At 65.6% G+C, this 22,028-nt stretch carries 22 protein-coding genes; 16 read left to right on the forward strand and 6 right to left on the reverse strand.

Annotated elements, in window-relative coordinates; genetic code table 11:
• Window positions 1-54 precede the first annotated feature (54 nt).
• The gene (locus ACFVVC_RS00760; protein ID WP_387447952.1) at window positions 55-804 is read left to right on the forward strand and encodes a biotin/lipoate A/B protein ligase family protein; all 750 of its coding nucleotides are present in this window, start codon (window positions 55-57) and stop codon (window positions 802-804) included.
• A 43-nt stretch (window positions 805-847) separates the two neighbouring features.
• On the opposite strand, the gene ACFVVC_RS00765 is transcribed toward ACFVVC_RS00760, so the two are convergent.
• Entirely contained in the window at window positions 848-1,105 is a 258-nt protein-coding gene (locus ACFVVC_RS00765) for a mycoredoxin (RefSeq protein WP_018761469.1), read from the reverse strand.
• A gap of 131 nt (window positions 1,106-1,236) precedes the next feature.
• Between ACFVVC_RS00765 and ACFVVC_RS00770 the strand changes: the two genes are divergently transcribed.
• Complete coding sequence (locus ACFVVC_RS00770; protein ID WP_387447954.1) at window positions 1,237-1,998, forward strand: SOS response-associated peptidase; 762 nt, start codon at window positions 1,237-1,239, stop codon at window positions 1,996-1,998.
• Between the two features lie 27 nt (window positions 1,999-2,025).
• Here ACFVVC_RS00770 and ACFVVC_RS00775 read toward each other — a convergent pair whose 3' ends face one another.
• Window positions 2,026-2,448 (reverse strand): VOC family protein, encoded by a 423-nt coding sequence (locus tag ACFVVC_RS00775; protein WP_387447955.1) that lies wholly within the window; start codon window positions 2,446-2,448, stop codon window positions 2,026-2,028.
• A 16-nt stretch (window positions 2,449-2,464) separates the two neighbouring features.
• On the opposite strand from ACFVVC_RS00775, the gene ACFVVC_RS00780 reads away from it, so the two are divergent.
• A complete protein-coding gene (locus ACFVVC_RS00780; protein ID WP_387447957.1) occupies window positions 2,465-2,788 on the forward strand; it encodes a chorismate mutase in 324 nt (107 codons plus the stop codon).
• 7 nt (window positions 2,789-2,795) lie between these two features.
• On the opposite strand, the gene ACFVVC_RS00785 is transcribed toward ACFVVC_RS00780, so the two are convergent.
• The gene (locus ACFVVC_RS00785; protein WP_308930833.1) at window positions 2,796-3,185 is read right to left on the reverse strand and encodes a hypothetical protein; all 390 of its coding nucleotides are present in this window, start codon (window positions 3,183-3,185) and stop codon (window positions 2,796-2,798) included.
• A 132-nt stretch (window positions 3,186-3,317) separates the two neighbouring features.
• Between ACFVVC_RS00785 and ACFVVC_RS00790 the strand changes: the two genes are divergently transcribed.
• The 6 genes from ACFVVC_RS00790 to pdxS all read left to right on the forward strand — a co-directional run bounded on the left by ACFVVC_RS00790 (window position 3,318) and on the right by pdxS (window position 11,548).
• Window positions 3,318-3,641 (forward strand): DUF6504 family protein, encoded by a 324-nt coding sequence (locus ACFVVC_RS00790; RefSeq protein WP_387447959.1) that lies wholly within the window; start codon window positions 3,318-3,320, stop codon window positions 3,639-3,641.
• Entirely contained in the window at window positions 3,638-7,129 is a 3,492-nt protein-coding gene (locus ACFVVC_RS00795) for a DNA polymerase III subunit alpha (RefSeq protein ID WP_387447961.1), read from the forward strand. Before ACFVVC_RS00790 ends, ACFVVC_RS00795 begins: the two co-directional genes overlap by 4 nt.
• 126 nt (window positions 7,130-7,255) lie before the next feature.
• A complete protein-coding gene (gene thrS, locus ACFVVC_RS00800; RefSeq protein ID WP_387447963.1) occupies window positions 7,256-9,265 on the forward strand; it encodes a threonine--tRNA ligase in 2,010 nt (669 codons plus the stop codon).
• 18 nt (window positions 9,266-9,283) lie between these two features.
• A complete protein-coding gene (locus ACFVVC_RS00805) occupies window positions 9,284-9,871 on the forward strand; it encodes an HIT family protein (RefSeq protein WP_387447965.1) in 588 nt (195 codons plus the stop codon).
• The gene (pgsA, locus tag ACFVVC_RS00810) at window positions 9,861-10,484 is read left to right on the forward strand and encodes a phosphatidylinositol phosphate synthase (RefSeq protein WP_387447967.1); all 624 of its coding nucleotides are present in this window, start codon (window positions 9,861-9,863) and stop codon (window positions 10,482-10,484) included. Before ACFVVC_RS00805 ends, pgsA begins: the two co-directional genes overlap by 11 nt.
• Window positions 10,485-10,621: 137 nt before the next feature.
• Window positions 10,622-11,548 carry a pyridoxal 5'-phosphate synthase lyase subunit PdxS gene (pdxS, locus tag ACFVVC_RS00815; RefSeq protein WP_387447969.1) on the forward strand — a complete coding sequence of 309 codons (927 nt, stop codon included), beginning with the start codon at window positions 10,622-10,624 and terminating at the stop codon, window positions 11,546-11,548.
• A 220-nt stretch (window positions 11,549-11,768) separates the two neighbouring features.
• Here the strand turns inward: pdxS and ACFVVC_RS00820 are convergent, their stop codons facing one another.
• Entirely contained in the window at window positions 11,769-13,781 is a 2,013-nt protein-coding gene (locus tag ACFVVC_RS00820; protein ID WP_387447971.1) for a M3 family metallopeptidase, read from the reverse strand.
• A 162-nt stretch (window positions 13,782-13,943) separates the two neighbouring features.
• Here ACFVVC_RS00820 and ACFVVC_RS00825 point away from each other — a divergent pair, with 162 nt between their 5' ends.
• A complete protein-coding gene (locus ACFVVC_RS00825; protein WP_387447973.1) occupies window positions 13,944-15,305 on the forward strand; it encodes a hypothetical protein in 1,362 nt (453 codons plus the stop codon).
• Window positions 15,306-15,333: 28 nt separating this feature from the next.
• Here ACFVVC_RS00825 and ACFVVC_RS00830 read toward each other — a convergent pair whose 3' ends face one another.
• The gene (locus ACFVVC_RS00830; RefSeq protein ID WP_387447974.1) at window positions 15,334-16,089 is read right to left on the reverse strand and encodes a type 1 glutamine amidotransferase; all 756 of its coding nucleotides are present in this window, start codon (window positions 16,087-16,089) and stop codon (window positions 15,334-15,336) included.
• Window positions 16,086-17,378 (reverse strand): MurT ligase domain-containing protein, encoded by a 1,293-nt coding sequence (locus ACFVVC_RS00835; RefSeq protein ID WP_387447976.1) that lies wholly within the window; start codon window positions 17,376-17,378, stop codon window positions 16,086-16,088. The genes ACFVVC_RS00830 and ACFVVC_RS00835 overlap by 4 nt, the downstream gene beginning before the upstream one ends.
• A 90-nt stretch (window positions 17,379-17,468) precedes the next feature.
• Between ACFVVC_RS00835 and pdxT the strand changes: the two genes are divergently transcribed.
• The 6 genes from pdxT to yajC all read left to right on the forward strand — a co-directional run bounded on the left by pdxT (window position 17,469) and on the right by yajC (window position 21,969).
• Window positions 17,469-18,179 carry a pyridoxal 5'-phosphate synthase glutaminase subunit PdxT gene (gene pdxT / locus ACFVVC_RS00840; protein ID WP_387447978.1) on the forward strand — a complete coding sequence of 237 codons (711 nt, stop codon included), beginning with the start codon at window positions 17,469-17,471 and terminating at the stop codon, window positions 18,177-18,179.
• A 3-nt stretch (window positions 18,180-18,182) separates the two neighbouring features.
• The gene (locus tag ACFVVC_RS00845) at window positions 18,183-18,938 is read left to right on the forward strand and encodes a YebC/PmpR family DNA-binding transcriptional regulator (RefSeq protein WP_387447980.1); all 756 of its coding nucleotides are present in this window, start codon (window positions 18,183-18,185) and stop codon (window positions 18,936-18,938) included.
• Window positions 18,939-18,973: 35 nt separating this feature from the next.
• Entirely contained in the window at window positions 18,974-19,552 is a 579-nt protein-coding gene (ruvC, locus tag ACFVVC_RS00850; protein WP_387447982.1) for a crossover junction endodeoxyribonuclease RuvC, read from the forward strand.
• Window positions 19,553-19,641: 89 nt separating this feature from the next.
• Window positions 19,642-20,286 carry a Holliday junction branch migration protein RuvA gene (gene ruvA, locus ACFVVC_RS00855; protein WP_387447983.1) on the forward strand — a complete coding sequence of 215 codons (645 nt, stop codon included), beginning with the start codon at window positions 19,642-19,644 and terminating at the stop codon, window positions 20,284-20,286.
• The gene (ruvB, locus tag ACFVVC_RS00860; protein ID WP_387447985.1) at window positions 20,279-21,364 is read left to right on the forward strand and encodes a Holliday junction branch migration DNA helicase RuvB; all 1,086 of its coding nucleotides are present in this window, start codon (window positions 20,279-20,281) and stop codon (window positions 21,362-21,364) included. Before ruvA ends, ruvB begins: the two co-directional genes overlap by 8 nt.
• Window positions 21,365-21,573: 209 nt before the next feature.
• The gene (gene yajC, locus ACFVVC_RS00865; protein WP_387447988.1) at window positions 21,574-21,969 is read left to right on the forward strand and encodes a preprotein translocase subunit YajC; all 396 of its coding nucleotides are present in this window, start codon (window positions 21,574-21,576) and stop codon (window positions 21,967-21,969) included.
• Window positions 21,970-22,028 lie beyond the last annotated feature (59 nt).

Below are 22,028 nucleotides of genomic sequence, written 5' to 3' on the forward strand. Positions count from 1 at the left end.
ACCTAAGGGAGGCCTGTCCGCCGGCCGCCACCGACCCCAGGGAGTTCAGCAACAATGCACCACACCGGTACCGATGCCCGCCCGCTGACCGTGGTGCGGCAGGACGTATCCCTCGGCGCGGGACGGGACCTCGAATTCGGCCTGGAGCTGCTGGGCAGGGCCAGGGCAGGCAGCCTCGGTCCCACCCTGCGCCTGTACCGGCCCGCTCCCACTGTCGCCTTCGGGCAGCGGGACACCCGGTTGCCCGGCTTTGATGCGGCCGCCCGGGCCTGCCTGGCCAACGGATTTGAACCCTTGGTCCGCAGGGCCGGGGGAAGGGCCGCCGCCTACCACCAAGGCACCCTGGTGGTGGACCACATCGAACCGGACGCAGACGCGGTGGCAGGGTCCAAGGCCCGGTTCGGCTACTTTGGTGAACTCTTCGCAGAGGCCCTGCGGAGCATCGGGGTCCAGGCTGGGGTGGGGGAGATCCCCGGCGAATACTGCCCCGGCGAGTTCAGTGTGCACGGAACCGATGCGTCGGACAGCTCCCGCCGGGTGAAGCTGGTGGGCACCGCGCAACGGGTGGTTTCCGGTGGCTGGCTCTTCAGCTCGGTGATTGTGGTGGAGGATTCCGCCCCGATCCGGAAGGTGCTCACGGACTGCTATGCCGCCCTCGGCTTGGCCTGGGACCCGTCCACGGCCGGTGCCGCCGACGATCTGGTGCCAGGGCTGGATGTGGCGGCCGTGGAGCATGCCCTCCTGGAAACGTATGCGGGCCACGCCACCCTGGAAACTGCTTCCTTCAGCAGCCTGGGGGCGTGACCCGCATCAGTTCTTCGGCGCGAAGCCGGGTGTCTCCAGCCGTTCAGGCAGCGAGCCTGCTCTGGACCTCGGCGGCCGACGGGTTGGTGGCTGCGGAACCGTCCGGGAACAGGACGGTGGGAACGGTGCGGTTGCCGCCGTTCAGCTTCTCCACGAGTTCGGCAGTGCCGTCGACCTCTTCGATGTTGATTTCCGTGTAGCCGATGCCCTTTGCATCCAGCTGCTTCTTCAGCCGGTTGCAATAGCCGCACCAGGTGGTGGAAAACATGGTGATGGTGCCGGATTCGGGAGTGAAGTCCACGCGGATCTCCTAAACGTCGCTTGAAAGGTTTCCTTACGGTCAACGGTAGCGTGGCCGTCGGTATTCCCGGGCTTTCCGGGGCCGCGGGGCGCCTGGATGACAGTATGTGGCGCCGGTGGCATGCTGGTCCCATGTGTGGACGCTACGTAATTGCACGCGCCGTGGGGGACCTCCTGGCGGAGTTCGACGCCGAGCTGGAGGACGAGGTGAGCATCCCGCCGTCGTGGAATGTAGCCCCTACGGACGCCGTTCCCATCGTGCTGGAGCGGCTGGTGGAGGACGCTGCGGGGGCCCGGCAGGTGCGGCAGTTGCATGTGGCCCGCTGGGGCCTGGTCCCGTCCTGGGCCAAGGATCCCGGGATCGGGTCGCGCATGATCAACGCCCGCAGCGAATCGGTGCTGGAGAAGCCCGCGTTCAGGAAGGCAGTGAAGTCGCGGCGTTGTGCCGTTCCCGCCGACGGCTATTACGAATGGAAGCAAGGGCCCGGCAAGTCCAAGCAGCCCTATTATGTGCACCCCGGCGAGGGGCACGAGCTGGTATTCGCCGGCCTGTATGAGTGGTGGAAGGATCCGTCCGTTCCGGAAGGTGAACCGGGGCGTTGGCTGTTGTCCACCTCCATCCTCACTGCGGATACTCCACCGCCCGGGACTGAATCCACCATCTTCGGAAAGCTGACGGAGCTGCACGACCGCGTGCCACTGCCCATGGACAAAACCACCACGCAGGCGTGGCTGGACCCTCAGGCTGACGACGCTGCCGCCCTTGTGGACCTGGTGCGGGCCGGGGTCAAAGAAGCTGCCGCCGACTGGCACGTGGAGTCCGTGGGCAAAGACGTGGGTAACGTCCGCAACAACGGACCGGACCTGATCCGCCCCGTGGAGGCCCTGTTCTAGCAGCCCCGCCGAGGGTGCGGACGGCCATCACACGGTGACCGTGCCGGCGTCGTCCACGGTCCAGGTGGGGTTGTAGGCGACTTCCCAGCGGAAGCCGTCAGGGTCCGCGAAGTACCCCGTATAGCCGCCCCAGGGCTGCGTGACGGGTTCGGCGATGATAACGGCGCCCGCCCCCGCGGCCTCTTCCATGACCCGGTCCACGTCCATGGCGCTGCCGAGATTATGGCTGAGGGTGATGCAGGGAACCCCGTCCGGCGGGCTGACCCCTGCTTCCGCCTGCATCTGCCGGGCGTCCCATAGGGAGAGCACCAGTCCGTGGTTCACCTGGATGAACAGCACCTCTCCGGCAACTTCGCGGTGGACCGGCCAGCCGAGGCCGTCGACATAGAAGGCCCGCGACCGGTCAACGCTGCGGACACCGAGGGAGATAAAGTCGACTCTGGGCTCCATGCTTCGATACTGTCAGATGATGGCGACAATTCAAGGAAACGATCGGGATGCCCAGGCCGACAAGGAGCAGCTTGCAGCTGTCCGGGTTGCCGTCGATGAGGTGGATGAACAGATTGTCACCCTCATCGCCCGCCGCGAACGGCTGATCCGGATCGCCGGAACGCTGAAAGGCGACGACGCCGAGGTACGGGCCCCCGGCCGGGTGGAACGGATCATCGAGCACGTCCGGGCCGCGGCAGAGAAAAAGGACATTGACCCGGACATCGTCGAGTCAACCTACCGGGCCATGATCTCCGCGTTTATTGAGCTCGAACTGAAGATCCATAAGGAAAACAGCTAAGGAACCCCTACAGGGATTCCTCCACCGGAACCCCATGCTGGAACTCCCGTCCGTCGGCCTCGCTGAAGGCTGACAGGACGTGTCCTTTCCCGAGCCCGTTCAAGGCAGTGGCGGGAAAGCTTCCGGTGATGGTGCTTTCCGAGTGGGATACGCCGGACAGGTCGTAGTCTTCCTCGATTCCCTGGTCCCGGTTGAACGCGTAGCAGGCAATGGCCTCCCCGTTCATGAATTCAATGCACAGCCGCCGCTGCGTGGAATAGTCCGGTGTGGCGCCCATCAAGCCCACCACGTAGGCGCCGGAACCCGGAATGGCGCCATCGATATTGAACGTGGCCACCAGGGTGGAGTCCTGGGTCTTGATGCTTGCCTGCTTCAGGAGTGCGTCATCGGTACTCATGCCATCATCCTGCTCCCTGACGCACGCTCCGTCCACCCCCGCCTATGTTTTGCCGCTTGCCCGGCGTAGACTTTATTTATTCGAACACATATTCGAATCTGGCAATTGGGAAGTACCGTCCGGGAGGCGCGCATGGGCATGTTCAGCGAGTCCATTGACGTGGCATGTTCCCCCTCCGGGCAACCAGAATCGTTAACGTGGGCAGGCAGGAACTACCTCGTCTGCGCCGAACCCGTCCGGTGGTATGAACGCCGGCAGTGGTGGGCTGAAGACGCCAGGGCACCCCTGGGCAGCGGCCCAGGCGTGGTGGACCACGAAATCTGGCGCATCCAGGTGCTTCCCGCTGCCGCGAACAATGCTTCTGAACCCCTGACCCTCGACCTCACCCGGCATGTTGGCAGCGGCCGGTGGCGGCTGTTGAGGATCCATGACGCCCTGCGCCCCAGAACAGCATGAGCTTCACCCACTTACACGTTTCCACAGCATTCAGCGCCCATTACGGCGTCTCCTGGCCGGAGGAACTTGCGCAGGCTGCCGCAAGCGACGGTGCCACTGCCTTGGCCTGCACCGACAGGGACGGCCTGTACGGCACCATCAAGCACCTTAAGGCCTGCCTGGCTGCGGGCATCGACCCCATCGTGGGGGTGGACCTTGCGGTCTTCGACGACGACGGGGACCACCGCACTCAGGTAGCCGGTCGTGTGGTGGTGCTGGCCCGCGGGCACAACAATGGTGCGGGGTACCGTGCCCTGTGCCGGCTGGTTTCCGACGCCCACGCCCGGACTTCCGGGAAGGCCGGGGGAACAGTGCCGGTGGCTGTCACCCGTGCCGAATTGGCCTCCCGTACCCTCGACCCTGCAACACTCAAGCCGGTGCTGGCCGTCCTGATTGGACCGGATTCCGACGTCGGCAGGGCCATGGGAGGACGGCGTTACCTCCGCCCCCGAACCCTTTTCAAACAATGGCTGGATGCCATGCCCGCGGGAACCGTCGTTGCAGAAATCGTCTCCCAGCTCAGCGCCCCCGGCTTTCCCTTCAGCACGGCCCATGCTGTCCGCATGCTCCGGCTTGCCGAGGAACACCACGTTCCCGCCATCCTCAGCAACGCGGTGCGGTATTGCGCTGCGGACGGGGCGCCCACCGCGGATGTCCTGGACTCTGCCCGGACCCTGAAGTCGCTGCCCGAACTGGCGGGGGAACCGCTGCTCCAGCCCACCGGCCAGGGGTGGCTGAAAACCGCGGAACAGATGCTCGGCCTGGGCAAGGAAATCATTTCCGCAGCAGGGTATGGGACCGCCGACCTAAAGCAACTGATGGCACAAACCGAGGCGCTCGCCGACCTCTGCCGGATGGACCCCACCACGGACATGGGGTGGAAGCAGCCCGTGGTGCCGGAGGCATCAGTCATTGGCATCACCCGGGATCCGCATGTGGAACTCATCCAGCGGTGCCATGCGGGAATTGGCAGGCGGTTCCCGGGGATCGGCGGACACGACGAAAAAACGATGCTGGCACGGCTGGAGCATGAGCTGGGGATCATCCGGAACCTGGGCTTCTCGTCCTACTTCCTGACAGTGGCAGAGGTATCCCGGATGATCCAGGACATGGGAGTCAGGGCGGCAGCCCGTGGGTCCGGGGCGTCCAGCCTGGTCAATTACCTGATCGAGGTCAGCCACGTAAATCCCCTGCAGCACGATCTCATCTTCGAACGGTTCCTCTCCAACGACCGGGCCACGCTGCCGGATATCGATATCGACGTCGAAAGCGCTGAACGACATAACGTCTACCGCCAAATCTTCGAACGCTTCGGCTCCGAGCGCGTCACCCTGATGAGCATGCAAAACGGGTACCGGGCCCGCGGGGCAGTGCGCGACGCCGGGATGGCGCTGGGGATGGACGACGACGAGGTGGGGGAGATCGCCAAGCAGTTGTGGCGGTTCTCGGCCAGGAAATTCCGGGAAGCGCTGCAGGAAAAACCCGAGCTCAAGGAGTTCGCCGGCCGGGTGCAGCATCGGGACGCTGACGGAAACCAGCAACTTGACCTGCTGGTGGACCTGACCGAGAGGCTTGACCGGCTGCCCCGGCACATCTCGATGCATCCCTGCGGTGTAATCCTGGGAGACGCCACGCTCCTGGACCGCACCCCGGTCCAGCCAAGCGGCCTGGGCCTGCCCATGAGCCAGTTTGATAAACACGACATGGACCCCATGGGAATGCTCAAGCTCGATGTCCTCGGTGTCAGGATGCAGAGCGCCATGGCCTTCGCTGTCCGGGAAGTGATCCGCCTGCATCCGTCCAAGGCCGAGGTGGTTGCTGAGGGCCGACACCCCGCAGGTCCGGATGGCAGCGGACCTGACTACATCACCGCTGACGGCCTGATCGACCTCAACGCCGTCCCACTCGATGACGAACCAACCTATGAGCTGATCCGCAGCACCCATACCCTGGGGTGTTTCCAGATCGAATCCCCTGGCCAGCGGGAACTGATTGGAAAGCTGGCGCCCCGGGAGTTCAACGACCTCATTATCGACATCTCCCTGTTCCGGCCGGGACCCATGAAATCGGACATGGTGCGTCCCTTCCTGGAACACCGCCATGGTTTCGCTCCTGAGGTGTATCCGCACCCGGACCTCAAACCCGTTCTCCAGGAAACCCATGGAGTGACGGTCTTCCATGAGCAGATCCTCAAGACCTTCGACGTCATGACCGGGTGCGGGCTGGCCCGCGCGGACGAATTCCGGCGCGCCCTCGGCAACGAAGCCCTGGAGGCGGCGGTGGAGGAATTCTTCCGCCGCGAAGCCCGTGTACGCAATTACGCTCCAGAAGTGGTGGACAAGGTCTGGGGAACCCTCAAGGCATTCGGCAGCTTTGGTTTCTGCAAGGCCCACGGTGCCGCCTTTGCCGTACCCACCTACCAGTCGGCCTGGCTCAAGACCCACCATCCCGAAGCGTTCCTGGCCGGACTCTGGGAGCACGATCCCGGAATGTATCCCAAGCGTCTGTTGGTTGCCGAAGCCCGGCGGCTCGGCATCCCCATCCTGCCGCTGGACATCAATCGCAGCCAGGCCCAGTACCGGGTGGAACGGGTGGAGGAAGGCAAGGACCAGGGAAAATTGGGCATCCGGCTGAGCTTGAACGGAATCTACGGCCTCTCAGCGACAGAATTGAAGCGGATTGTGGCCGGGCAGCCCTACGACTCACTGGCGGATCTCAGGGCGCGCTCGCGGCTCAGCAAGCCCAGCATCAGGCGCCTCGCGCAATTAGGCGCCTTCGATTCGCTGCACCGTGAAGCGGGAGGCCACGCCAACCGGGCAGACCTTGTACATCACCTCCAACAACTCCAAACCGGCAAAGGGGCGCGGAAGGGCGTGGAAGTCCTGGAAGGCCAGCTGTCACTGCCGCTGGGCGATGTTGAACTGCGGAACATCAAACCCGGACTGCCGGCACCAACCCTGGTGGAAAACGTCAGGGCCGAACTCGATCTCATGGCCGTCGATGTCAGCGGCCACCTGATGGAAAGCCACCGGCCGTTGCTGGACAGGCTCGGCGTCACCACAGCCGACTCCCTCCTCAGCCTGCGCAACGGCACCGAGGTCCTGGTAGCCGGTGTGCGGGTGGCAACCCAGACCCCTCCCATGCGCGGCGGCAGGCGGGTGGTGTTCATCAGCATCGACGACGGCACCGGCTGCGTGGACTCGGTATTCTTCCATGAGGCCCAGGAGAGCGCAGGGCCCCTCCTTTTTGGTACCCGTTTGCTGCTGATCCGGGGTACCACCAGGAGGACCGGCCCACGGGGCATCAGCCTAAGCGCGAGCATGGCCTGGGACCTGGCCCGGACCGGGACTTTGCCGTTCCCGGAATCAACACCGCCTCCGGACTCTGATGGCCCGCATCCCCTGGATGGCATCAGCAGGGCGCTGGCCATTACCGGTTTCAGCGGCTGAATCCTCCCACCGGCACCGTGTGCCGCGTTGGTCGGCCCCTCACGAAACCGATAGCATTGACGGTGGCTGGCTGTGGTCCCCGTATGCCACAAGCTATGAAGCCTGAACTTTGAATAGGAGACACCCGTGTCAGATGCCCAGCAGATCACCCTTCTCGTCGATGGCGAAGAGACCGTGGTGACTACCGGGACAACCGGTGCGGAACTCTTCTTTGAGCGCCGTGATGTTGTTGTAGCCCGCGTCAACGGCGAACTGAAGGACCTGGACCAGGAACTTCCGGGGGGCGCCGAGGTGGTGGGCGTCACCATCGATTCACCCGACGGCCTGAACGTCCTGCGCCACTCCACCGCCCACGTGATGGCCCAGGCGGTGCAGCAGTTGCGTCCCGACGCCAAGCTTGGCATCGGTCCCTACATCACCGATGGTTTCTACTTCGACTTCGACGTTGCCGAGCCCTTCACCCCCGAGGACCTCAAGACCCTCGAAAAGATGATGCAGAAGATCATCAACCAGAACCAGAAGTTCGTCCGCCGCGTGGTCAGCGAAGACGAAGCCCGGGAGGCCATGAAGGACGAGCCCTACAAGCTCGAACTTCTCGGCAAGAAGAACGATGCCGCCGAGGCTGGTGAGGGCGTCAACGTCGAGGTCGGTGCCGGCGACATCACCATCTATGACAACGTGGAGCGCAAGGAAGGCGCCACCGTCTGGTGCGACCTCTGCCGTGGCCCGCACTTGCCCAACACCAAGCTCATCTCCAACGCATTCGCCCTGACCCGGTCCTCGTCCGCTTACTGGCTGGGCAACCAGAAGAACCAGCAGCTGCAGCGCATCTACGGCACCGCGTGGCCCACCAAGGACGCGCTGAAGGCATACCAGGAGCGCATCGCCGAGGCCGAACGCCGCGACCACCGCAAGCTCGGCTCCGAACTCGACCTGTTCTCCTTCCCGGACGAGCTTGGCTCCGGCCTGCCGGTCTTCCACCCCAAGGGCGGCATCATCCGCAAGGAGATGGAGGACTACTCGCGGCAGCGACACGTCGAGGCCGGCTACGAGTTCGTCTACACCCCGCACATCACCAAAGGCCACCTGTACGAGGTCTCGGGACACCTGGACTGGTATAAGGACGGCATGTTCCCCGCCATGCACGTGGACGCCGAACTCAACGAGGACGGCACCGTGCGCAAGCCCGGCCAGGATTACTACCTGAAGCCGATGAACTGCCCCATGCACAACCTCATCTTCCGCTCCCGCGGCCGGTCCTACCGCGAACTGCCGCTTCGGCTGTTCGAATTCGGTTCGGTCTACCGGTACGAGAAATCCGGTGTGGTGCATGGCCTGACCCGCGTCCGCGGCATGACACAGGACGACGCCCACATCTATTGCACCCGCGAGCAGATGAAGGACGAGCTCACCAAGACCCTGACCTTCGTCCTGGACCTGCTCAAGGACTACGGGCTGAACGACTTCTACCTGGAGCTGTCCACCAAGGACCCGGAGAAGTACGTGGGCGACGACGCCACCTGGGAGGAAGCCACCAGGACCCTCGCCGAGGTGGCGCAGGAGTCCGGGCTGGAACTGGTGCCGGACCCGGGCGGAGCGGCCTTCTACGGACCCAAGATCTCCGTGCAGGCCAAGGACGCACTGGGCCGGACCTGGCAGATGTCCACCATCCAGCTGGACTTCAACCTGCCCGAACGGTTCGAACTTGAATTCCAGGCCGCTGACGGTACCCGCCAGCGCCCCGTGATGATCCACCGTGCGCTGTTCGGATCCGTGGAGCGGTTCATGGGCGTCCTGACCGAACACTACGCCGGCGCGTTCCCCGCCTGGCTGGCCCCTGTCCAGGTGGTGGGCATTCCCGTGGCGGAGGCCTTCAACGAGTACATGTTCGACGTCGTCGACGAGCTCAAGGCGGCGGGCATCCGCGCCGAGGTGGATACTTCCTCGGACCGGTTCCCCAAGAAGATCCGCACGGCCAGCAAGGACAAGATCCCGTTCGTGCTCATCGCCGGAGGCGACGACGCGGAGGCCGGAGCCGTGTCCTTCCGCTTCCGGGACGGCAGCCAGGACAACGGCGTGCCTGTGGCCGAGGCGGTCAAGCGGATTACCGAAGCCGTCCGTAACCGGACCAGCTAGCCGAACGGAACCAGGACAGTGCAGGAGAACACAGGCGCAGGGTATCCAGGTGATGCCGGCGTTACCGACGACTTCGACCTCGCCGGTGTCCCGGACGCCTTCCAGCGCCTGTGGACTCCGCACCGCATGGCCTACATCAAGGGCGGCCAGCACCAGTTCAAGAATGAAAACGACTGCCCGTTCTGCCTTGGCCCCGGCCGCACCGACGAAGAGGCGCTCATCGTCTACCGCGGCAGGACCTGCTACGTGGTGCTGAACCTGTTTCCCTACAACCCCGGCCACCTGCTGGTATGCCCCTACCGGCACATCCCGGACTACACGGACCTGACCCTTGAGGAAACGGCCGAGTTCGCCGAGCTCACCCAGACGGCCATGCGGGTCCTGCGCAAGGTTTCCAATCCAGGCGGCTTCAACCTCGGCATGAACCAGGGCGTTGTGGGCGGGGCAGGCATTTCCGCCCACCTGCACCAGCACATCGTTCCGCGCTGGGGCGGCGACGGCAACTTCTTCCCGATCATTGCCCAGACCAAAGCCATCACCCAGACCCTCGACGAGGTCCGGCAACAAGTGGCTGACGCCTGGCCCGGGGAATCGGATGCTGAATAGGCACGCCCGCGGATTCTTCACCGCACTGTTCACCCCGCTGGCCCGCTGGCTGCTTCGGATGGGCGTTTCCCCTGACGCGGTTACCATCGCAGGAACCCTTGGCGTGGCTGTCGGGGCTTTGGTGTTCTACCCGCTGGGCCAACTCTTCTGGGGAACGGTCTTTATCACGGCATTCATCTTCTCCGACGTCCTGGACGGCATCATGGCCCGGATGCAGAACGTGAAGAGCCGCTGGGGCAACTTCCTTGACTCCACCCTCGACCGCGTCGCCGATGGCGCACTGTTCGCCGGGGTGGCCGTCTGGTTCTACACCGGTGGCAACAATGCCATCATCGCGACGGCGGCTTTGGTTTGCCTCGTCCTGGGCATGGTTGTCTCGTACGCCCGCGCCAAGGCCGAGTCGCTGGGGTTCACCGCCAATGTGGGGATCGCCGAGCGGGCCGAACGCCTGGTATCCGTCCTGGTGGTCACCGGCCTTACGGGGCTGGGCCTCCCGACGATGGTGCTCCTGGCAACACTGGTCCTCCTGGCGGCGGCAAGCCTTGTGACGGTGGTCCAGCGCATCACTTCCGTGCGCCGGCAGGCGTTGGCAGAGCCCACGCCCGCAGATTAGACATGATTAAGCCTGCCGTGCGGCGGGGGACTAGTATATAAGTGCCCGGTCAAGCGACCCGGCAATCCGTGCGTGCACCTCCGGCAGCTGCCGCCGCATGCCCGGCGAAGATCATCTGTCTACCCATAGGGGTTTTTGTGTCTACACCTGATGTAAGCAACGAGGCCGGTTCCTCCGCGAACAGCGTCACGGGCAGCAGCCGCGTGAAGCGCGGCATGGCCGAGATGCTCAAGGGCGGCGTCATCATGGACGTCGTCAACGTCGAGCAGGCCCGCATCGCCGAAGACGCCGGTGCCGTGGCAGTCATGGCGCTGGAGCGTGTTCCGGCCGATATCCGTGCCCAGGGCGGCGTGTCCCGCATGTCCGATCCGGACATGATCGACCAGATCATTGACGCCGTGTCCATCCCGGTCATGGCCAAGGCCCGCATCGGCCACTTCGTCGAGGCCCAGATCCTGCAGTCCCTCGGCGTCGACTACATCGACGAGTCCGAGGTCCTCACCCCGGCCGACTACGTCAACCACATCGACAAGTGGAACTTCAAGGTTCCCTTCGTCTGTGGCGCCACCAACCTCGGTGAGGCCCTGCGCCGCATCAACGAGGGCGCGGCCATGATCCGCTCCAAGGGCGAGGCCGGCACCGGCGACGTCTCCAACGCCACCGGACACATGCGCAAGATCCGTTCCGAGATCGCCAAACTGGCCGCGCTGCCCGAGGACGAGCTCTACGTCGCGGCCAAGGAGCTGCAGGCCCCGTACGAGCTTGTCAAGGAAGTCGCCGCCGCAGGCAAGCTCCCCGTGGTCCTTTTCACCGCCGGTGGCATCGCCACCCCCGCCGATGCCGCCATGATGATGCAGCTCGGCGCCGACGGCGTTTTCGTTGGCTCCGGCATCTTCAAGTCCGGCAACCCCGCCCAGCGCGCGGCCGCCGTCGTGAAGGCCACCACCTTCTTCGATGACCCCGACGTCATCGCCAAGGCTTCCCGCGGCCTGGGCGAGGCCATGGTGGGCATCAACGTCGACGAGATCCCCCAGCCGCACCGCCTGGCCGAGCGCGGCTGGTAACTCTTACCCTTTCGGCGCCTGGGGGCGTCGGTCGGCGTCACCCTCTGCGCGCTATTCCCCGCGCTCCCTTGGCAGCTTTCGCGGCTGGGCGGGGCGCGGGGGCCCTTTTACGCGCGCTGCCGGGTAACGCCGACCTGCGCCTTGCTCTGCCGATGGAACGACGACGGCGGCCTGTCACTCCTCTGGGCGACAGGCCGCCGTCGTTTGCGTTGTGGTGCGGTTACTCCAGGCCGCGGCGCTTGAGCAGCGGGTCTAGCCGGGCGTCGCGGCCCCTGAAGATCCGGAACGATTCCAGCGGATCGCGACTGTTGCCCCTGGACAGCAACTCGCTGCGGAAACGTTCGCCGTTAGCCCTGGTCAGCCCGCCGTTCTCGGTGAACCAGTCGACGGTTTCGGCGTCCAGCACCTCGCTCCAGATGTAGGAGTAATAGCCTGCCGCGTATCCCGCCCCCGCGAAGATGTGCTGGAAGTACCCGGTCCGGTACCGCGGCGGGATCAAGCGGTGGGCGATGCCGGCCGCTGCAAGGGCCTTCGCCTCAAAGGCCAGTGCGTCGTCGGGGATGTCTCCCGGCTCCAGCACATGCCAGGCGAGGTCGAGAAGCGCCGCTCCCAGGTACTCAGTCGTGGCGAAACCTTCACCCCACAGCCGCGACTCCTCCAGCCGTTCCACGATGGACTGGGGCAACGGCTCACCAGTGACGTAATGGCGGGCGTAGTTGGACAGCACCTCCGGCCACATGATCCACATTTCGTTGACCTGGGAGGGGTACTCGACAAAATCCCGTGGCACCGACGTCCCGGCGAAGCGCGGATAGGTGACCGCCGAGAACAGGCCGTGCATTGCGTGGCCGAACTCGTGGAACAGGGTCCGCAGCTCATCCAGGGTCAACAGCGTGGGTTCACCGGGTGCCGGCTTGGAAATATTGAGGGTGTTGATCACCACGGGCCTGGTGCCCAGCAGCGCGGACTGTTCAACGAGCGAGTTCATCCATGCCCCGCCGCGCTTGGTGTCGCGGGCGTAGTAGTCCCCGAGGAAGAGCCCCAGGCCGGTACCGTCTTCACTGCGGACCTCCCAGATCCGCACGTCGGGGTGATAGCCCTGAAGGTCGGTCCGCTCATGGAACGTGATCCCGTACAACGCTGTGGCTGCAAAGAAGACGCCGTCCGTTATGGCCCGGTCCAGTTCGAAATACGGGCGCAGTGCCTGTTCGTCGACGTCGTACTTCTCCCGCCTCACCTTGGCGGCATAGTAGGCCCAGTCCCAGGGCTCCAGGGGGTGGGCGGCGGCTTCCGCCAAGGCGTCCGCCTGGGCGTCGGCGTTCCGGACCGCCGCCGGTGCCAGCCGGTTCATCATGGCCTGGACGGCTTCGAAGTCGGGGGCGGTCTGCTGGTCCACGCTGAGTTCGGCGAAGTTGGCGAAGCCGAGCAGGGTGGCCTTTTCGGCGCGGAGCCGGACCATCTCCTTGACGAGGTCCAGCACATCGAGGCTGCCCCCGGCGCTGCCGCGGCCGATCGAGGCTTCGAACAGGCGACGCCGGACTTCGCGGTTCTGCAGCGCTCCCAGGGCCGGCTGGTTGCTGGATTGGATCAGGGTCAGCAGGCACTTCCCCTCGTGCCCAGCGGTGCGGGCGGCCTCGGCGGCGCTGGCGACGTCGTCCGCGGGCAGCCCCGCGAGCTCGGCGGCATCGTCCAGGAGCAGCGACGCGGACTTCATGCCCTCCTTGACGCGCTGGCCGAATTCGGTTCCGAGGGTGGACAGTTCGGCGTTGATCGCCTTGAGGCGTTCCTGGCCGGCGTCGTCCAGCTGGATGCCGGACTGGCGGAACTCCTTGAGGTATTCCTCCACCAGCCGGCCTGATTCGGCATCGAGGCGGTCGGTGTCGATCGCGGAAAACCTGTCGAACAAGGCCCGATTGAGATATATCTCGTCCTGGTGGGCTGACAGGAGCGGCGACAGTTCCGTTTCGAGCTCCCTGATCTGCGGCGAGGCGTCGGCGGAAACCAGCGTGAAGAAGGCAGCCGCCGACCGGTTCAGCAGTTGTCCCGAGCGCTCCATGGCCAGTGCGGTATTTTCGAAGGTCGCGGCCTCTTCAGAGGCTGTGATGGCCTTGATCTCGCGCAGGTGCTCCGCCAACCCGGCCTTGACGGCCTCACCGTAGTGCCCGGCGGAGAGGAGCGCGAACGGAGGCAGCCCATAAGGCAGGGGACTCGAGGTCAGGAGCGGGTTCGTCATGGGGTAAACCTTTCACAGCGGGCCACGCTTCTCAATTGCCCGAAAAGGCGGCTGCAGCGCGTTGCCCTCCCTAGAATTGCGAGTGCGGGCCACGAGCGGCCCGCATTTGCGCGTCCTTTGCCTGGATCCGCAGCAGGTTGCCACCACGAAGGGATCCGGCCAATGACCAAGCCTGCCACGAGGCCCCGGGCCGCCGTCCTGGGAATGCCCCTCCGCTGGATGGGTCCCGGGGTGGTTCTGGTGCTGGTGGTTGCGTACGCCCTGTTCTGGTACGCGGTGCGTCCGGCGGGGGAACCTGTCCTTGGCTACGTGGGGCAGCTTTTCGGCGGGGAGTCCGTCCTGCTGTACTCGATTGCCTTGGTCCTGGTCAGCACGCTCCCGCACGTTGAACCTATTTTTGGCGGAATTGACCACGCGGCCATCTGGCACCGGAGGGCGGCAATCACCGCGACGGTCCTGCTGCTGCCGCACATTGAATTTGCGGCCAGCCCCGAGGCCACGAGCCTCGGCAAGACGCTGGCCGTGGCAGCCACCTGCGGCCTCATTGCGCTCGTGGTGTGGGCCATCCTCCCGCGGTGGCGGACCATGCTTCCGGCGGCCGCGCGCCGCGTTGTCATCGCCTCGCTGCAAACCCGGCCCTTCCAGCTGGTGGGCCGCCTGCTGGGGGGCTATGAACGCTGGCGCGGTTTCCACCGGCTGACCGGACTGTTCGTTGCTGCCGGATTCCTGCACGGCCTGCTGGATGCCAGCGCTTTCGAGGCGGCCCCTGCGTTGCGGTGGAGCTACGTGGCCATCGGGGCGACGGGGCTGGCCTTCTATGCCTACCGGGAACTGCTATCACGCCATTTCCTGCCGCACCACGATTACCAGGTGTCGGGCGTCCGGACGGTCGCTGCGGACCTGGTGGAGGTGGCCCTCCGTCCCCTGGGCCGGCCGTTGAGCTTCAGGCCGGGGCAGTTCGCCATGATTTACCTGGAAACGGCAGAGGGCTGGCAACGGCATCCCTTTTCCATTTCCGGGCCCGCGGGTGAGGGTGGCATCAGCATCACGGTGAAGGCTCTGGGGGACCACACCACCAGGCTGCCGGACGTCATCAGGCCGGGGATGCCGGCGGTGGTCGGCGGCCCCTACGGCCGCTTCGACCGGCACCGCGGCACCGCCGACCAGGTGTGGATCGCCGGCGGCGTGGGCATCACGCCGTTCCTGAGTTGGCTCCGGTCACTTGACGGGGAACTGCACGAGAACGTCCACTTCTTCGTCACGTCGGCGGGACCGTCCCCATTCGCCGACGAGATCGCCGCCGTCGCCAGGAACCATCCGCGGCTTACGGTCCACGTGGTGGACACCGCGGCGGACGGCCGCCTGACCCCCGAAGCGGTCCTGGAAGCTGTGGGCACCGAACCGCGCAGGCTGTCGGTGTTCATGGGCGGCCCGGACACCATGCTCCGCCAGTTCCGGAGGGCTTTCCGGGCGGCCGGAGTCCGCCGGGCGAACATCCACCGTGAGTATTTCCAGTGGCGCTAGAAGGCAGCGCCCGCGTGCGGCAGTGACTTTAGCGGGGCCTGCGGGCTGCGTGCTCCCGCGCCAGGACAGCGTAGGCATCGTCCGGTGTTCCGGGGGAGAAGCTGCCGAACTTGCGTTCTGCCGCGGTCCGGATCAGGAAGTCGGCAATGGCCGGGTTCTTGGGCAGCAGGGAACCGTGCAGGTAGCTGGCCACGATGTTCCGGTACCGGGCACCTTCGTGGCCGTCGTTGCTGTTGTTGCCCGTTCCCTTTGCCACGGTTCCAAGCGGCCGTACCCCGCCGCCCAGCGTGGTCTGCCCGCTGTGGTTTTCGTAGCCAAGGACTTCGCCGAACTCGGTGGTTGACACCTTCACGTTGCCGATCAGGCGTTCGTCCGTGCCGTGGGTTTCCACGTCCAGGATGCCGATGCCCGGGATCACGGCACCGGTGCGGGTCTTGAAGAACCGGCCGAAAAGCTGGTACAGGCCGCAGATGACCAGCATGGGCGCACCTTGCTCGGCCAGTTCCCGCAATTCGCCGGCCCGGGCCTGCAGATCGTCCTGGATGACCAGCTGCCCGCTGTCCTGCCCGCCGCCACCGACGATGATGTCCACATTGTCCGGAAAAGGATCGCCCACGTTGTATTCAAGGACATCGGGCGTGTAGCCGTGCCAGGCGATCCTGCGTTGCAGGACCAGGGCGTTGCCCCAGTCACCGTAGATGTTCATGTCCCGCGGGTAGAGCTGCACTACGCGGAGGGTGCCCTTGGATGGATGGGCAGCGGTCGAGGTTTCGGCCGGATTCACGAGACAACCTCCACGGTGGTGATTTTGGCCAGCTCACGGCGGATGGCCAGCATGGCGGTGTATGTACAGAAGATCCGCTTGGGCTTCCCGCGGCCTTCCCTGATGAAAGCCGCCAGCGCGGGGGCGATCTCGGGTTCGACGGCGCCGATGCGGACGTCGTCGTACTGCAGCCGGAGCGCCATGTCATAGGCCCTGGAACCGGTCAGCTGGTCAACACCTTCAGCCCGGAGCGAATCGAATTCCACATCCCAGAGCCAGGACATGTCCCGGCCGTCGGCGTAGTTGTCATTGATGGCGATCATGGTGGCGTACCCGCCGGCCGGGAACGACTTGAGCCCCAGCCGGAATCCACTGGGGTTTTTCACCAGGACAAGGTCAAGCGGCAGGCCGTCGACGGTCAGGCTTTCGCCGCGTCCAAACGCGGGCGCCACCCGGGACAACGCCTCCAGCAAGGTGGCGTGATTTGCGGTGGCGGCTCCGCCCCCGCAAATGCTGCGGGCCAGCGACAGCGCCGCCGCGGCGTTGAAGATGTTGTACACGCCCCGCAGCTTCATTGCCGTGGTGACTGCCCCGCCGTCGTACGCAAACTCGGCGCTGTCCGCGCCCACCTTCAGCAGTACGACGTCGGCCGGCGGCTTCTGCGGCAGGCCCGCCGGAGCCGGGCTGCCGGGGGCTGCGCGCATGTCGTCGTCGTTGGGAAAGGTTGCCAGCAACGACTCGTCCAGGCCGAAGTACTTGACCTCCTGGCCGGTCAGGGTGACCGCGATGCGTGCCACCCGCGGGTCCTCACGGTTCAGCACCACAGTGCCGGTGGTCTTGGCGGCGATGTGCTGGAGCAGCTGGGCGGTCTTGTCGATCTCGCCAAAGCGGTCCAGCTGGTCGCGCAGCACATTCAGCAGCAGGCAGTAGCGGGGTGGGACGCTGTTCACGAAGTGCACCGCGTGCGCTTCGTCGAGTTCCAGGACCGCGACGTCGGCGTCCAGCCTGCCACGCCAGTCCACTTCGCCCAGGAGCGCCGCCGCCACGCCACGGGTGAAGTTGCTGCCGGTGCGGTTGGTGAAAACCTTCAGTCCCTGGCTTTCGAGCAGTTCAACCACCATTTTGGTGGTGGTGGTCTTGCCGTTGGTGCCGCTGACGACGGCCACGCCATGGGGGAGGGTGCTGAGCGTCCGCCGCATGAACCCGGGATCGATTTTCTCGACCACCAGGCCCGGCAGGGCCGAGCCGCCGCCCCGAAGCCGGGACACCCGGCGGACCAGCTTGCCGAGCGGAACACTGAAGAAGACCATGTTTTGAATATATCCCAGCAACGGCATGCAACCGCTGCCGGACCGTGCCGCCCGACGGCGGTCGAAGGTCGTGGCCCGTATGCTGGAGGGATGACAAATCCCCCATCAGCTGCTCCTTCGCGCGTGGGAACAGGCCTGCGGATCGGTGTCCTGGCCCTGCAAGGCGATTTCCGCGAGCACCTGCATGCGGCCGAGGCTACCGGCGCCCGGGGCATGCCGGTGCGGCGCCCCCGGGAACTGGACGGCCTGGACGGCCTCATCATCCCCGGCGGCGAATCGACCACCATCGACAAGCTCGCCCGGGCCTTCGAGCTCGCCGATCCGCTCCGGAAGTACATCGCCGAAGGACTCCCCGTCTATGGCTCCTGCGCCGGCATGATCCTGCTCGCCTCGGACATCGCGGATCCCGCAACCGACCTCTCCGGCGCACCGCAGCAGACATTCGGAGGACTGGACATTACCGTCCGCCGCAACGCGTTCGGCCGCCAGCGCGAGTCCTTCGAAACCGACCTGGACTTCAAGGGACTGGACTTCAGTGCCACCGAATCAGGGGTGGCACCGGTGCACGCCGTTTTCATCCGCGGCCCCTGGGTTGAGCGGGTGGGCCCGGGCGTGGAAGTCCTCGCCCAGGTTGAACCGGCGGATCCGGAGCACGCCTCCCACGCCGTCCCGCTGCCCGGGGCGGCTAGAATTGTGGCAGTGCGTTCCGGCCAGCTGTTGGCCACCTCCTTCCACCCGGAAGTGACTGGCGAAAAACGCGTACACGAACTTTTTATCCGCATGATCAGAGGAGAAGCGTAGAGCATGTCAGGCCACTCCAAATGGGCGACGACCAAGCACAAAAAGGCGATCATTGACAGCCGCCGGGCAAAGTCGTTCGCCAAGCTGATCAAGAACATCGAAGTAGCCGCCCGGATGGGCGGACCGGACCTCGCGGGCAACCCGGGCCTGGAACTTGCGGTAACCAAGGCCAAGAAGACCTCTGTACCCAACGACAACATCGACCGCGCCATCAAGCGCGGCGCCGGCCTCACCGGCGAAGTGGTGGACTACACCGAGATCATGTACGAGGCCCGTGGCCCCCAAGGCTCGGCCCTGCTGATCGAGTGCCTCACGGACAACAAGAACCGCGCGGCTTCCGAGGTCCGCCTGGCCATCTCCCGCAACGGCGGCACCATTGCCGACCCCGGGTCGGTCAGCTACCTCTTCACCCGCAAGGGCGTGGTCAATTTGCCCAAGAGCGGCCTGAGCGAGGACGACGTCCTGATGGCCGTGCTGGATGCGGGCGCCGAGGAAGTCAAGGACAACGGCGAGACCTTCGAAATCCACTCGGAACCGGGTGACCTGCAGGCAATCCGCGAGGCACTGACGGAAGCCGGCATCGAGTACGACACCGACGAGGTGGAGTTCGTCCCGTCGATGCAGGTGGAACTCGACGTCGACGGCGCCCGCAAGTTCCTGAAGCTGGCAGACGCCCTCGAAGATCTCGACGACGTCCAAAACGTCTACAGCAACGCCGATCTCAGCGACGAAGTCCAGGCTGCCCTGGAATCAGAGTGACGTCCCGCCTTGCCAACTAAGGCCCGGCACCAGCGGTGACGCTCCGCGTCCTGGGCGTCGACCCAGGCCTGACCCGTTGCGGGATCGGCGTGGTGGACGTCGAGCGGAACCGCAGGGCCACGATGGTGGCCGTCGGGGTGGTGGGGACATCGCCCGACGAATCGCTGGACCGGCGGCTGCTGGTCATCGCCACCGCCATTGACGAGTGGCTGGACCGGTACGAACCCGAGGTCCTCGCCGTCGAACGCGTCTTTTCGCAGCTGAACGTCAGCACCGTGATGGGCGTGGCGCAGGCGTCCGGCGTCGTCATCGCGGCGGCCGCCCGCCGCGGCATACCGGTGGCGCTGCATACGCCGTCGGAAGTGAAGGCGGCGGTGACCGGGAGCGGTTCTTCCAACAAGGACGCCGTAACCAAACTGGTCACCAAGATCCTCCGCCTCGAGGCCCCTCCGCGCCCGGCCGACGCCGCCGACGCGCTGGCGCTGGCCATCACCCACGCGTGGCGGGCCGGGAGCGGTGCCGCCGTGGCAACCACCGGGCCGGGCAGTTCATCCTTGACGCCCGCCCAGCGGGCGTGGGCTGAGGCGGAGGCCAAGGCGCGCCGCGCGCGCTGAATATCCCTGCCGCTTGCTAGGGTATTCGTAGATATGTTCGGATAGCCGGGTGCTCACTGCGAGACCGGCGATACAACGGGAGCCCGGCCTTGATCAGTTTCCTCCGTGGAACCGTAGCGCACGTCGGCCTGTCCACGGCCGTCATCGACCTTAACGGCGCCGGAATGAGCGTGAACGCCACGCCGCAGACCCTCAGCCGGCTGCAGGTGGGCGATCAGGGGCAACTGTTCACATCCCTGATCGTCCGGGAAGACTCGCTTACGCTTTTCGGCTTCGCCTCCGACGACGAACGTGAGGTATTCGACGTCCTGCTCAGTGTCAGCGGCGTCGGTCCCAGGCTCGCCCTTGCCGTGCTGGCGGTCCATGAGCCCGAGGCGATCCGCGTTGCCGCGCACACGGGGGACAGCAAGACTTTCACGAAGGTCCCGGGGATCGGTCCCAAAGTGGCGGGCCGGATCGTGCTGGAGCTGGCCGGAAAGCTTGTTCCGCACGGGACTGCTCCCGCCGCCGGCGCCGCCACCCCCGCCGAGGCGGCCTGGAAGCCGCAGGTGATCGCCGCGATGACCAGCCTTGGCTGGTCCGAAAAAGATGCGTCGGGCAGCATCGACAAAGCCTTGGCCGATGAGCCGGAAATTTCGTTCCGCGGCAACGTCCCGGAGATCCTGCGCACCACGCTCCGCTGGCTGGGCCAGGACGGTGCCCGGGCAGGCAACCGCATAGGCAGCCGTGGCTGAACCGTCACTGGTTGCAGCGGGGGAGGAGCCGGAAGAGCGGGCCATCGAGGCGGCGCTGCGGCCCAAGAACCTCGATGACTTCGTTGGGCAGCACCGGGTCCGCAAGCAGCTGTCCCTGGTCTTGCAGGCCTCCCGGATGCGCGGGCGGACGGCGGACCACGTGCTGTTTTCGGGGCCGCCCGGCCTCGGCAAGACCACGCTGGCGATGATCGTTGCCGCGGAGATGAACGCCCCCTTGCGCCTTAGCAGCGGGCCGGCCATCCAGCACGCCGGCGACCTCGCCGCCATCCTGTCCTCCCTGTCGGAGGGCGAGGTGTTGTTCCTTGACGAAATCCACCGCATGTCCCGGCCGGCAGAAGAAATGCTGTACATGGCCATGGAAGACTTCCGCGTGGATATCGTGGTGGGCAAGGGCGCGGGCGCCACCGCCATTCCGTTGGAGCTCCCGCCGTTCACCCTGGTCGGTGCCACAACCCGCGCCGGCCTGCTCCCGGGGCCGCTCCGGGACCGTTTCGGCTTTACCGGCCACCTCGAGTTCTACTCCGTTCCGGAACTTGAGCTGGTCCTGCGGCGCTCCGCCGGCCTGCTGGACCTGAAGGTGAACTCCGCCGGCTTCGCCGAAATCGCCGGCCGTTCCCGCGGCACCCCCCGCATTGCCAACCGGCTCCTGCGCCGGGTCCGGGACTGGGCGCTGGTGCACGGCATCGAGCAGATCGACTCACGGGCGGCATCGGCAGCCCTGGACATGTATGAAGTGGACAAGAAGGGCCTGGACCGGCTGGACCGAGCCGTCCTCGAGGCACTGATCACCAAGTTCGGCGGCGGGCCGGTAGGCCTGTCCACGCTCGCCATCGCCGTCGGTGAAGAAACCGAAACCGTGGAGACGGTGGCGGAACCCTTCCTGGTCCGCGAGGGGCTGCTGGGGCGGACCCCGCGCGGCCGGATCGCCATGGCGCCCGCGTGGACGCACCTGGGCTACGCCATTCCGTCCGGAGTCTTCGCGCAGGAACAGCTGGACCTTTTCGATTCCGGGGAAGGCGCCGCAAGTGCCGGCGAATGGGCCCCGGAAGGCCAATAGCAGGCTCCCTTCAGCTTTTCCCTTTAGACTGGTATGACGCCCGGCACGTTCGGCGCTTTGTTTCGCCGGTGGCCCTGACGCCTCCGTCGCTTGGGGAAGGAACCGTCAGGCTTTGCCTGCGTCTACCTCCCGCCCCGGCTGAAGCGAGGCCGACGTCGCTGGAAAACCGGCAACACCCACGCAAAAGAACGGAATTCCCCTTGGATCCAATGTCAATTCTCCTGTTCGTCATGCTCGGCGTCTTCATCTTCATGATGTTCCGCCGCAACAAGAAGACGCAGCAGCAGCAGGCAGAGCTCCAGTCGAAGTTTGCCCCGGGCGTGGAGGTCATGACCAGCTTCGGCCTTTTCGGCCGGATCGTGGACATCGACGAAGCAGAGAACAAGGTCACCCTTGAACTGTCCCCCGGAAACCTGGCCACCGTGCACCGCCAGTCAGTGACCAAGGTGGTCGAGCCTGCTGCGGAACCGTCCGTCGCGTCGCCTGCCGTGCCCGATGATGCTTCCTCGCTCACCACCCCGGAATCGGGCAGCTCAGTGACGGGCACCGAGACTCCTGAGGAAACCCTGAAGCGCCTCAACGACGAGGGCAAGAAGGACAGCTAGGCCCGCTGGCTCCTTTCCTCCCTCTACCGCTGCGGATGACCGCCGGCGCAGGCTGCAGC

This window comes from Pseudarthrobacter sp. NPDC058196 (assembly GCF_042882685.1).
Lineage (GTDB): Bacteria > Actinomycetota > Actinomycetes > Actinomycetales > Micrococcaceae > Arthrobacter.